A 12,278-nucleotide genomic window follows, 5' to 3' on the forward strand; every position below is an offset into this window, starting at 1 on the left:
ACACCTCTTTTTCAACTTCCTTTTGGCTTCGATGACCTGAAGCACCTGCTGTCGAAATCTGCGTAACTCATTGTTTACCAAGGAGTTTTCCGTTTCGACTGCGCCGGAAGTGGGGCGAATTATAGGCCTCCAGAATCTGCCGTCAACCACTAATTACGCCTTTTTGGCAGAAGAGGCCTTTTTAGCCACTAGACGCGGTATTCGACGGGCCAAGGGCGGTAGCCGCAGCACTAAAAGCAGCGCACCTATAGATGCATAGATCGCCCACTCCTTCAGATCGGCGCGAACGATCCACAGCATATGCAGCAATCCAAGCACGAGAATCAAATAAGCCAGACGATGGAGCTTCTTCCAGCGAGCCCCCAAGCGTCGCTGACTGTATCGATTGGACGTGCACGCCAACGCCAGCAAACACAAAAAACCCAACGCCCCGACAATGATGTACGGACGCTTGCGCAGCTCCACCCCAAGCTGCGACCAATCAAATCCAAGAATGAATGCCAGATAGGCGCTCAGGTGCAGAACTACATAAGCGAAACACCACAACCCCAGTTGCCGCCGGACCGCTACCCACCCCGCCCAACCCGTCAGCCTCTGCAGCGGCGTAATGCTTAATGTAATGAGCAGCAGAACAAGTGTGCCCACCCCCAATCGATCAACCAACACCTTGCCCGGATCAGGCCCGAGCACTTCTGCCCAGGCCTGGTACAACCAGAGCAGTGGCCACACCATCGCTGCAACAAACACGGCCACACGCCAAAGCGGATATCGCATCAGTAGTTCTTCCGCAGATCGAGCCCTGTATATAGAGAAGCGACTTCATCCGCGTAGCCATTGAACATTTGCGTGTCACGCACATTCGGTTTGAACAGGCCGCTCGGCAAGCGCCGCTCCCGGGCCTGAGTCCAGCGTGGGTGGTCGACGGTCGGATTCACATTGGCATAGAAGCCGTACTCGTCCGCAGCAATACTCTGCCAGGTGGTTTTTGGCTGCTCACTCACCAAACTGATCCTCACAATCGACTTGATGCTTTTAAAGCCGTACTTCCAGGGCACCACCAGGCGCAAGGGTGCACCGTTCTGATTCGGCAACTCACGCCCATACATGCCCACCGCCAAAATCGCCAGAGGGTTCATTGCCTCGTCCAGACGCAACCCTTCTATATAAGGCCAGTCGATCAAGGCGAAACCGGAGCGCTGTCCCGGCATGCTTTGCGGGTCCTGCAGGGTTTCGAAGCGAATGAATTTCGCGCTGGAAGCCGGCTCGACCTGCTTGAGCAGCGCTGAAAGGGGAAAACCTATCCATGGAATGACCATCGACCAGGCCTCCACACATCGAAGGCGATAGATGCGCTCCTCCAGCTGATAAGGCTTCATGAAGTCTTCCAGCGCATATCGCCCCGGTTTACCCACTTCTCCGTCCACGACTAGTGTCCATGGCTCGGTCTTCAGCGCACCGGCATTGGCAGCCGGATCCCCCTTGTCGGTGCCGAACTCATAGAAGTTGTTGTAATGGGTCGCATCCTTGAACGGCGTTATCGCCTCGTCCTTGACGTTGACCGCACCCCACCGGGTTGCCGGGAGTTTTTCGCTGAACCAGGAAGGCGCCTTGCCGGGTTCAACATCCGGGTAACGCGCAGCATCGCCAGCACTGGCCCATTGCGGCAGGCTGCCCAGAGCGAAGCCGGCAACCGTGGCGCCGAGCACTTTGCGTCGAGACAGATAGAGGGATTCAGGCGTGACGTCCGACTCGTGGCAGTCGGACGCTTTGGAGACTTTGATCAGCATGGTTACTCCGCAGCTCTGGAAGACTGTTGCACCCATAGACTGCGGAGTATGAGGGAAGTCAGGCCTTCTTGTTACGACGAAGACGTAACAGGTATTGAACCGGACCAGAGGCTGCATAGGCGAGAAAAACCAGCAACAGGATGCGCGGCGGATCACTGAACACCACTGCGAACACCAGCACCACAGCGAGAATCGCCACGAAAGGCACTCGCCCCTTCAGGTCCAGCTCCTTGAAGCTGTTGTACTTGATGTTGCTGACCATCAGCATGCCGGCCGCAGCCACCATCAGCGCTACCAGGAAGGACATCTTCGAGCCCTGGATACCGTAATCGCTGAACGCCCAGACGATGCCCGCAACCACGCCCGCCGCCGCCGGGCTGGCCAGTCCGATAAAGTAGCGCTTGTCCGCCGTACCGACCTGAGTGTTGAAGCGCGCGAGACGCAGCGCCGCACCCGCGACATAGATGAAGGCGACCATCCAGCCCACCTTGCCCATGTCACCCAGCGCCCAACCGAAGGCCAGCAACGCCGGCGCGACACCGAAGGCAACCATGTCCGACAACGAGTCATACTCGGCACCGAACGCACTCTGGGTATTGGTCATGCGAGCCACGCGGCCATCAAGGCCGTCGAGAACCATCGCAACGAAAATGGCGATGGCGGCAAACGCAAAGTACTTGCTTGCGTTGGCGGAGTCGCCAGCACTCAAGGCTGCCTGGGCGCTCATCGAGTTGATGATGGAGTAGAACCCTGCGAACAGGTTCGCAGTGGTAAACAGATTCGGCAGAAGATAGATACCACGATGCCGGACTTTACGACCTTCAGCGTCATGGCCCTCCTCGACATGTTCATCGATGGGCAGCAGGCTTTCGGCGTCAGAAGCCTGGTTTGGCTCTTCGGGGCGTTCGCTCATGGACATTACCTTGCAACGGGGTGGAAAGTTTGGACAGGTGTCTGGGACGACGGTTCGACCACAAACGATGCAGCTTTATACCAGAACCGGCCTCCCAAACGAAAAAACGCGGCCTAAGCCGCGTTTTTCGTACAAGCGCGTGACTTAGTTTTTAGCTTTGTCGACGATCTTGTTGGCACCGATCCACGGCATCATGGAGCGCAGTTGCTCGCCGATGATTTCGATACCGTGAGCGGCGTTGTTACGACGCTTGGCGGTCATCGAAGGATAGCCGGTAGCGCCTTCGCTGATGAACATCTTGGCGTATTCGCCGTCCTGAATACGTTTCAGGGCGTTGCGCATGGCCTGACGGGATTCGGCGTTGATGACTTCCGGGCCGGTCACGTACTCGCCGTATTCGGCGTTGTTGGAGATCGAGTAGTTCATGTTGGCGATACCGCCTTCGTACATGAGATCAACGATCAGCTTCAGTTCGTGCAGGCACTCGAAGTAGGCCATTTCTGGCGCGTAGCCAGCTTCAACCAGGGTTTCGAAACCGGCTTTGACCAGTTCAACGGTACCACCGCACAGAACGGCTTGTTCGCCGAACAGGTCGGTTTCGGTCTCGTCCTTGAAGGTGGTTTCGATGATGCCGGTACGACCGCCGCCAACACCGGCAGCGTAGGACAGCGCGACGTTCTTGGCGTTGCCCGAGGCGTCCTGGTAGATAGCGATCAGGTCAGGGATACCGCCGCCCTTCACGAACTCGGAACGCACGGTGTGGCCTGGAGCCTTTGGCGCGATCATGATCACGTCGAGGTCGGCGCGCGGCACAACCTGGTTGTAGTGGATCGCGAAGCCGTGGGAGAAGGCCAGGGTGGCGCCTTTCTTGATGTTCGGCTCGATTTCGTTCTTGTACAGGGCGGACTGGAATTCGTCCGGGGTCAGGATCATGACAAGGTCGGCAGCCGCGACAGCGGAAGCAACGTCAGTCACTTTCAGGCCGTGGGCTTCAGCCTTGGCAACGGTAGCCGAACCTTTACGCAGACCAACAGTCACGTCAACGCCGGAGTCTTTCAGGTTGCACGCTTGGGCGTGGCCCTGGGAACCGTAACCGATGATGGCAACTTTCTTGCCCTGGATGATGGACAGGTCGCAGTCTTTTTCGTAATAAACTTTCATGAAATTCCCCTATATATCCAGGCCGTTCAGGCCGTTCGCTAATTTGGTTTAGATGCTGAGTACTTTGTCGCCGCGGGCAATGCCGGTCACGCCGCTACGGACGGTTTCCAGAATCGATGCGGTGCCGATGGACTGAATGAAGCTGTCGAGCTTGTCGCTGGTACCGGTCAGTTGAACGGTATACACGCTGGCGCTGACATCGACGATCTGTCCACGGTAAATATCGGTGGTGCGCTTGATCTCGGCGCGCTGGGCGCCGGTGGCCTTGACCTTGACCAGCATCAGTTCGCGCTCGATGTGAGCACTCTCCGACAGGTCGACCAGTTTTACCACTTCGATCAGCTTGTTCAGGTTCTTGGTGATCTGCTCGATGACTTCATCATGACCAACGGTGGTCAGCGTCAGACGCGACAGGGTCGGGTCTTCGGTCGGGGCCACGGTCAGGCTTTCGATGTTGTAGTTGCGCTGCGAGAACAGGCCAACCACACGAGACAGAGCGCCGGGTTCGTTTTCCAGAAGCAAGGAAATAATGTGCCGCATGATTAAGTACGCTCCGTCTTGCTCAGCCACATATCGCGCATGGAGCCGTCTTTGATCTGCATCGGGTAGACGTGCTCGCTGGTGTCGACCGAAACATCAATGATCACCAGGCGATCCTTCATGGCGAACGCCTCTTCCATCTTCGACTTCAAATCTTTCGATTCAGTGATGCGCACGCCAACGTGACCATAGGCCTCTGCCAGCTTGACGAAGTCAGGCAACGATTCCATGTAGGAATGAGAGTGGCGGCTGCCGTAGCTCATGTCCTGCCACTGGCGAACCATGCCCAGTACACCGTTGTTCAGGATGACGATTTTTACCGGCAAACCATATTGCAGACAGGTCGACAGTTCCTGAATGTTCATCTGGATGCTGCCTTCGCCGGTGACACACACGACGTCGTCATCCGGGAAGCTCAACTTGATGCCCATAGCTGCCGGGAAACCGAAGCCCATGGTGCCCAGGCCACCGGAGTTGATCCAGCGGTTCGGCTTGTTGAACCGGTAGTACTGCGCAGCGAACATCTGGTGTTGACCCACGTCGGAGGCTACAAAGGCATCGCCCTTGGTCACTTCGCACAGGGTTTCGATCACTGCCTGCGGCTTGATGACGCTGCCGTCGCCCTTGTCATAAGGGAACAGGCCACGATCACCGCGCCACTCATCGACCTGCTTCCACCAACTGGCTACGGACTCCTTGTTCGGGGTCTCGCCGATTTCCTTGAGGATCGCGACCATTTCGGTCAGGACGCTCTCGACCGGACCAACGATAGGCACGTCGGCCTTGATGGTCTTGGAAATCGAAGCCGGGTCGATGTCGATGTGAATGATCTTGGCGTTCGGGCAGAACTTCGATGCGCCGTTGATCACGCGATCGTCGAAACGTGCGCCGACAGCCAGGATCACGTCAGCATGGTGCATCGCCAGGTTGGCGGTGTAGCTGCCGTGCATGCCGAGCATGCCGATGAACTGACGGTCGGTGCCAGGGTAGCCACCGAGGCCCATCAGGGTATTGGTCACTGGCAGGTTGAGCATCTTCGCCAGTTCGGTCAGTGGTGCGGAGCCACCACCGAGGATCACGCCACCACCCGAGTACAAGACTGGGCGCTTGGCCGCCAGGAGCATTTCTGCCGCCTTGCGGATTTGACCGGAGTGACCGCGAACAGCCGGGCTGTAGGAACGCAGCTTGGCTTTTTTCGGGAAGACGTATTCGAACTTCTCGGCCGGGTTGGTCATGTCTTTCGGAATATCGACAACGACCGGGCCAGGACGACCGGATTGCGCCAGGTAGAAGGCCTTCTTCATGACTTCCGGGATTTCCGACGCGTGCTTGATCATGAAGCTGTGCTTCACGATCGGCCGGGAGATACCGATCATGTCGGTTTCCTGGAAAGCGTCGGTACCTACCATGGTGCTAGGCACCTGGCCGGAAATGACCACCATCGGAATGGAGTCCATGTAGGCCGTGGCGATACCGGTGATGGCGTTGGTTGCACCCGGGCCGGAAGTCACCAGTACCACACCGGCTTTACCGGTGGCACGGGCGTAGCCGTCAGCCATATGGGTAGCCGCTTGCTCATGACGAACCAGGATGTGGGTCACTTCCGGTTCTTTGAACAGGGCATCGTAGACATGAAGAAGAGCACCACCCGGGTACCCGTAGATATATTTGACGCCTTCGTCACGCAAAAAGCGGACGAGCATCTCACCGCCAGATAAAAGCTCCACGTTGCTCACCTCTAAAACGCCAGAATACCGCCCACGAAAAATGGGACGGGTCTTAATAGGTTTACTTCTCGGCAGAGCATGAGCGACGGTGGTCGCCGACTACGTCAGCACTGACTGAGCAAGTATTGGGATCGTCCCAAGTGTTGCGGGCCTTTCCCACCCAGCGCGAGGTAACGCGTTGCGGGTGTAACAGGTCGACGCGGATATGCGCCTCATGATCTGCTGAGAGGGTCTGCTTCTGGCAGTCCCTGTACAGCGGACTTTGGATTCTTCTGTTTCGCCCTTCGCAAGTCAAGTCGTCTATGCGCTTTATTCTACTAAGCACATGAGAACGCAAGAAAAAACCTGTAAATCCGCCGTCTGTTAGCTTCGATTGCGCAACTTTTGGTAAAAAATTGGCACGCGCATGCGCTTACCCGGCAATGGCCGACAAAATAGAGAGAGATTGTGAACAACTGCCAGCGGACGCTGGCAGCTTCTGGCTCAGCGAGACGCCGTGATCAACTGGTCGAACTGTTTGAGCAATACCTGCAACTGCCGGTCCCTGCCCTGGACATTGCGTCCGGCAAAGACCATTTCAGCCATTTCCTGAATGCCCGATGCATTGGGCAGCGGCAAATCCTGCTCGAGGATCATCTTCATGCGCGGCAGGAAGATCCATTGCAGCCATTGCTCGAAATCCAGTGTGTCGACCGAAAACGGCTCGACACTGGAAAGCGCTTCATCGGACGGGGGGACTTCATCCCACCATCCTTGCACTCGCAACTCACGCTCGATCAACAACAGTTGATCGGCGATTTCAAGAAAACGCGCATCCATCACAGCGTTACCTTGGCCTTCTGACGCGCCAGCGACGCGCCCTGGGCGTCACCCTGCTTCTCGCGCGCCTGGGCAATCAGTTCCCACAAATTGGCCTGCAGGGCCGGACGGCCATTGGCCAGGGTCAGGCCACGGCGAGCGAACTGCTCGGCCTGGGCCGCATCGCCTTGGGCCATCCGCACCTGTGCCAGACGGTAAAGCACCTGCGGCTCACGCGGAGCAACGCGCTGGGCGCGCTCGAGGCTGGAGGACGCACCATTGAGATCACCGCTGGCCTGCTGCTGTTGAGCGGTGGTCAGCAAGGCCAGTACCGGGCCGTCCAGTTGCTCGTCGGCGGAAAGCCCGCCCGAGCCGGCCGACGGAATCCCGCTTGGCGACGACGGCATGCTGTAGCTGCCCTGATTGATCGGTGCCGACTGGACCGGCGACGTGTCAATCGGCCCCGGCGTGATCGGACCCGGAGTGATCGGCGTGGTGCTGATCGGCGTCGAAGTCGTTGCCGCGCCTGGCACCATCACCACGACGCCGGTGTCGCCCTGCGGAATCGCCTGGGTCTGCGACTGACCTTGCGCTGGGCGCTTGACGGTCGTCTGGCGGAAGCCGCCATTGGCCGAGACCCGCTCGCTGTTGGAAACGGCAGTGCCGGAATCCACGACCGGAATCGAACCACGTTGTACGGTGGAGCAACCGCTGAGCAAAGCCACGGCGGTAACCGCTGGAATCAACCACTTGTTCACTTGAAACCCTCTTTGCTTAATTCATCCAGCCCTTGACCCAGTCCATCACCGACTCGGCAGGGTTTTCACCACCGCATGCGGCGCCGGGAGGCGGTTCGCTGCCGCGAATATACGGCATCTGCACGGCACCCGGGCAACCGGCGTCAGAACCTTGTCCGGTTCGTGAATCAACCCAGGCCTGAACGATATTATCCGGCTGCGGCATATCCAGCGGCAACGGGTCGGCCTTGCGCATGAAGCTGGTCCAGACCTGCAGGGCCCCGGTGGCACCGGTGAACGGGGTCTTGCCGTTGTCGTCGCGACCCAGCCAGACCACCGCCAGCAAGTCCTGGCTGAAACCGGCGAACCAACTGTCCCGCGAGTCGTTACTGGTGCCGGTTTTACCCGCCAGGGTCAGGGTTCTTGGCAACACGTTGTAAACCGAGCTGCCGGTACCTTCACGCATCACCCGCTGCATGGCGCTCTGGATCAGGTAAATGGAGGCCGGATCGAAACGCTGCTGAATCTGGAACGGATAACGCTTGAGCGGCTCACCCTCGGCCGTCAGCACGCTGCGAATCCCGCGCATCGGCGTATTGAAGCCGCCGTTGGCGAGGGTCTGGTACATGGTCGCCACTTCGATGGGTGTCATGCCGCCAGCGCCGAGCAACATCGACGGGAAGGCCGGGAATTCACGAGACACACCCAGGCGCTCCACCGTCTTCAGGACGTTCGGCACACCGACCGCCAACCCGAGCCGCGCGGTCGACAGGTTGTAGGAATGCGCCAGGCCCTGATAGAGGAAGACCGTGCCGTGGGAGCGACGATCGTAGTTCTGCGGCTTCCAGACCTGACCGTCCGCCCCTTTGACCGAGAAGGACTCGTCCGACAGCCAACTGGTCAATGTGTACTGGCTCGGTTTCTCCAGCGCCGTCAGGTAGACCGCCGGCTTGATCAACGAGCCGATCGGACGCACAGCATCCAGTGCCCGGTTGAACCCGGCAAAACTGGCCTGGCGACTGCCGATCATGGCCTGCACCTCACCGGTCTCCGGGTTGGTCACGACCATTGCCGCTTCGACGTCATCGGAACCCTTGCGCCCCGAAAGGCGCTTGAAGGTGTCGTTGACCGAGGCTTCAGCCTTCATCTGCAGGATCGGGTCGAAACTGGTGAAGATGCGCAGACCTTCTTCGGTCAAGTCTTCGTCGCGATAGTCTTCGCGCAACTGGCGCTTGACCAGATCGAGGAAACCGGGGAACGAGCTGTCCGCCAGGCTGCCACGCTTGGTCACGCCCAGCGGCATTTTCTTCGCCGCCTCAACCTGCTCGGCAGTGGCGACGCCCTGCTCTTGCAGCACATCGAGTACCAGGTTGCGCCGCTCGAGAGCACGCTCCGGATAACGACGCGGGTTGTAGGAAGAAGGTCCTTTGACCATGCCCACCAGCAATGCGACCTGATGCAACTTGAGTTCGGCCAGCGGCTGGCTGAAGAAGAACTGGCTGGCCAGCCCGAAACCGTGCACCGCGCGCTGACCGTCCTGCCCGATGAACACTTCGTTGAGGTAAGCCTCGAGGATTTCGCGCTTGTCGTAATGCAGCTCGAGCAGCAACGCCATCATCGCTTCGGTGAGTTTGCGGCTCAGGCTGCGCTCGTTGGTCAGGTAGAAGTTCTTGACCAACTGCTGAGTCAGGGTACTGCCGCCCTGACGCATGCGGCCGGACGAACCGTTGACCCAGATTGCGCGGGCGATCGACTTCGGCGAAACACCGAAGTGATGATAAAAATCGCGGTCCTCGACTGCCACCAGGGTCTCAAGCAGGTACGGCGGCACCTGATCGATCTTGATCAGGATCCGGTCTTCGAGGTTTTTCGGGTACAGGCCGCCGATCAGCAACGGTTCCAGGCGCACCACCGAAAGCTTCGAGCCTTTGGCTCCCGCCAGTTCCGCCACGTAATCGCCAGAGAAACGCACACGCACCGGCTGCGCCTGCTCCATGCCTTCATAGAACTGGAAGCCACGGGTGTTCAGATCAACGGTATTGCCGTTGACCGACGCCGCGCCCGGACCGTTGGCCACGCTTTCACGGCGATAGCCCAGGGCATCGAGTTCGGTCAGGAAATCATCCCTGCTCAGCTTCTGTCCGACGAACAGCTCGAGCGGACGCGCGTAAACCTTGGCCGGAATGGTCCAGCGCTTGCCGGAGAATTTCTCCTGGACGATCGCATCAAGGTAAACGGCGAATCCGGCCAGCACTACCAGGCCGACCAGACTGAGTTTAATGGCCCAGCCCAAACAGGGGCGCAGGCCTCTGGAGGGTGGTTTCTTGGGGGTACGAGGAGTTCGGGTACGAGTCATGGCGGCGGATTATACGCACTTTATTCATACTCAACAGGAGCGCTCCGAGGTTTGCGTCGAGCGGAGTTGCGGCCATAATGGCACCCTTGATTTTCCAGACTCTGAAGGATCGCCTGTGAGCCAGTCCCTGATCGCTGCCCTGCAAAACCCTGCCATCTACCCGCATCCTGTAGACGGATTCCAGGTCATCGAAACCCATATTTCCTGGGTCGTTCTCACGGGTCCCTTCGCTTATAAAGTGAAGAAGCCGGTCAATTTCGGTTTTCTCGACTTCACCAGCCTTGAAGCCCGCGAACACTTTTGCACTGAAGAGCTGCGCCTGAACCAGCGCCTGACCGACGATCTGTATCTGGAAGTGCTGCCCGTTACCGGCAGTGTCGAGGCGCCGCAACTGGGCGGTGAAGGCCCGGCGATCGAATATGTACTGAAGATGCGCCAGTTCCCGCAAACCGGCTTGCTCAGCACCCTGCAAGCCAATGGCGAACTGACCACCGCGCACATCGACGAGATGGCCGAGCAAATCGCCCGCTTCCACCTCAGCGCACCGAAAGTGCCGGCCGGGCACGAAGCCGGCACCCCGGACAGCGTCATGGCGCCGGTGCGGCAGAACTTCGAACAGATCCGCCCGTTCCTCAGCGACAAAGCCGACCTGCTGCAGCTAGACGCCCTGCAAGCCTGGGCCGAAAGCAGCTTCGAACGCCTCAAGCCACTGCTCGCCCAGCGCAAGGCCGAAGGTTTCACTCGCGAATGCCACGGTGATATCCACTTGGGCAACGCTACCGTAATCGATGGCAAGGTCGTGATCTTCGACTGCATCGAATTCAACGAGCCGTTTCGCTTCACCGACGTATATGCCGACACCGGCTTCCTGGCGATGGACCTGGAAGATCGCGGCCTGAAGTGCCTGGCGCGTCGTTTCATCAGCCAGTACCTGGAACTGACCGGCGACTATCAAGGCCTCGAACTGCTGAACTTCTATAAAGCCTACCGCGCACTGGTTCGCGCCAAGGTCGCCCTGTTCAGCATGCCGGCCGATGCTACCCCCGTGCAGCGTGCCACGACCCTGCGCCAGTACCGCAACTACGCCAACCTGGCGGAAAGCTACAGCACCATTCCTTCGCGTTTCATGGCCATTACCCACGGCGTTTCCGCTGTCGGCAAGAGCCATGTCGCCATGCGTCTGGTAGAAGCCCTGGGCGCGATTCGCCTGCGCTCCGATGTCGAACGCAAGCGCCTGTTCGGTGAACAAACCATCGAGAACGATGTACAGGCCGGCATCTATAGCGCTGACGCCAGCGCAGCGACCTATAACCGCCTGCACGAAATCGCCGACATCATTTTGCGTGCCGGCTTCCCGGTGGTGGTGGACGCCACTTATCTCAAGCGTGATCAGCGTGACAGTGCCGCAAAGGTGGCCGAGGCCACAGGTGCGCCGTTCCTGATCCTCGACTGCAATGCGCCGCAGGCCGTCATCGAAAGTTGGCTGACTACCCGCCAGGCAGACAAAAAAGACCCGTCCGACGCCACCTTGGCCGTCATCGCCGCCCAGCAGGCCAGCCGCGAAGCGCTGACCCCCGCAGAAATCCTCTGCAGCAAGCGCGTCCAGACCAATGAAAGCGGGACTCTCGATACCGTTGTGGAACAGATTCGCCAGCGCCTGCCAGGCCTGTAAGAAACTATTTCAGTCGTGGGGCCCGCACAGGCTTCACGACTGCAAAATAGTGGCACTATACTGGCGTCATAAAACCATCAGGTGATGCGACATGAGCCAGCCTAAACTTCTCGACACTCCGCTTTATGCCCTGTTGCACAAAGACGACATCAGCGGCTTCAACAGTGAACGCCCCAAGGATGCCCCTATCGACATGGTCGGTGGAGACTTCCGCGGGCTGGACCTGCGCGAACTGAATGCCGACGGCGTGGATTTCAGCGACGCCTACTTCCGTTCCGCCGACTTGCGCGGCATCGACTTTCGCAAGGCGAACCTGGAAGGCGCGAGCCTGGCCCACGCGCAAATCTCCGGTACGTACTTTCCGGTGGAACTCAGTGCCGACGAAATACTGATGTCGATGAACTTCGGTACGCGATTGCGCTATCGCACCCGCTGATCATCGTCGCTGACTGGCACGTCCAGCGCTCTCCCTGCGCTGGACTGCAACGATGTTCGCGCGCAATTGCCGATTGTTCCCCACCTCTTCCTACCGCGTTCCCGACTTTTCCTACACTGCCCCCTACTCGTCTCTTAGAAGCATTTGCGTC

Annotated in this window: 11 protein-coding genes; 2 read left to right on the forward strand and 9 right to left on the reverse strand. The window is 58.9% G+C overall.

From position 1 onward, the window contains the following. Positions 1–153: 153 nt before the first annotated feature. The 9 genes from msrQ to mrcB form a co-directional block, all read right to left on the reverse strand. Positions 154–774, reverse strand: coding sequence for a protein-methionine-sulfoxide reductase heme-binding subunit MsrQ (gene msrQ / locus EI969_RS01405; protein ID WP_160385616.1), 621 nt, complete (start codon positions 772–774; stop codon positions 154–156). Next, positions 774–1,787 (reverse strand): protein-methionine-sulfoxide reductase catalytic subunit MsrP, encoded by a 1,014-nt coding sequence (msrP, locus tag EI969_RS01410; protein ID WP_160385617.1) that lies wholly within the window; start codon positions 1,785–1,787, stop codon positions 774–776. Before msrP ends, msrQ begins: the two co-directional genes overlap by 1 nt. A gap of 58 nt (positions 1,788–1,845) precedes the next feature. Beyond that, complete coding sequence (pssA, locus tag EI969_RS01415; RefSeq protein WP_150716670.1) at positions 1,846–2,700, reverse strand: CDP-diacylglycerol--serine O-phosphatidyltransferase; 855 nt, start codon at positions 2,698–2,700, stop codon at positions 1,846–1,848. Between the two features lie 144 nt (positions 2,701–2,844). Then, positions 2,845–3,861 (reverse strand): ketol-acid reductoisomerase, encoded by a 1,017-nt coding sequence (ilvC, locus tag EI969_RS01420; protein ID WP_007948647.1) that lies wholly within the window; start codon positions 3,859–3,861, stop codon positions 2,845–2,847. Between the two features lie 48 nt (positions 3,862–3,909). After that, on the reverse strand, positions 3,910–4,401 hold the full coding sequence (ilvN, locus tag EI969_RS01425; RefSeq protein WP_003176102.1) for an acetolactate synthase small subunit: 492 nt from the start codon (positions 4,399–4,401) through the stop codon (positions 3,910–3,912). A gap of 2 nt (positions 4,402–4,403) precedes the next feature. After that, complete coding sequence (locus EI969_RS01430; protein ID WP_150716671.1) at positions 4,404–6,128, reverse strand: acetolactate synthase 3 large subunit; 1,725 nt, start codon at positions 6,126–6,128, stop codon at positions 4,404–4,406. A gap of 483 nt (positions 6,129–6,611) precedes the next feature. Beyond that, complete coding sequence (locus EI969_RS01435) at positions 6,612–6,947, reverse strand: YqcC family protein (RefSeq protein ID WP_160385618.1); 336 nt, start codon at positions 6,945–6,947, stop codon at positions 6,612–6,614. After that, positions 6,947–7,684, reverse strand: coding sequence for a tetratricopeptide repeat protein (locus tag EI969_RS01440; protein ID WP_160385619.1), 738 nt, complete (start codon positions 7,682–7,684; stop codon positions 6,947–6,949). The genes EI969_RS01435 and EI969_RS01440 overlap by 1 nt, the downstream gene beginning before the upstream one ends. 16 nt (positions 7,685–7,700) lie before the next feature. After that, positions 7,701–10,019, reverse strand: coding sequence for a penicillin-binding protein 1B (mrcB, locus tag EI969_RS01445; protein ID WP_160385620.1), 2,319 nt, complete (start codon positions 10,017–10,019; stop codon positions 7,701–7,703). Between the two features lie 115 nt (positions 10,020–10,134). On the opposite strand from mrcB, the gene EI969_RS01450 reads away from it, so the two are divergent. After that, entirely contained in the window at positions 10,135–11,691 is a 1,557-nt protein-coding gene (locus tag EI969_RS01450; protein ID WP_160385621.1) for a bifunctional aminoglycoside phosphotransferase/ATP-binding protein, read from the forward strand. Between the two features lie 91 nt (positions 11,692–11,782). Further along, a complete protein-coding gene (locus tag EI969_RS01455) occupies positions 11,783–12,127 on the forward strand; it encodes a pentapeptide repeat-containing protein (RefSeq protein ID WP_160385622.1) in 345 nt (114 codons plus the stop codon). The last annotated feature ends 151 nt before the right edge of the window (positions 12,128–12,278 follow it).

This window comes from Pseudomonas sp. PB101, from assembly GCF_009764265.1.
Taxonomy (GTDB): Bacteria; Pseudomonadota; Gammaproteobacteria; order Pseudomonadales; family Pseudomonadaceae; genus Aquipseudomonas.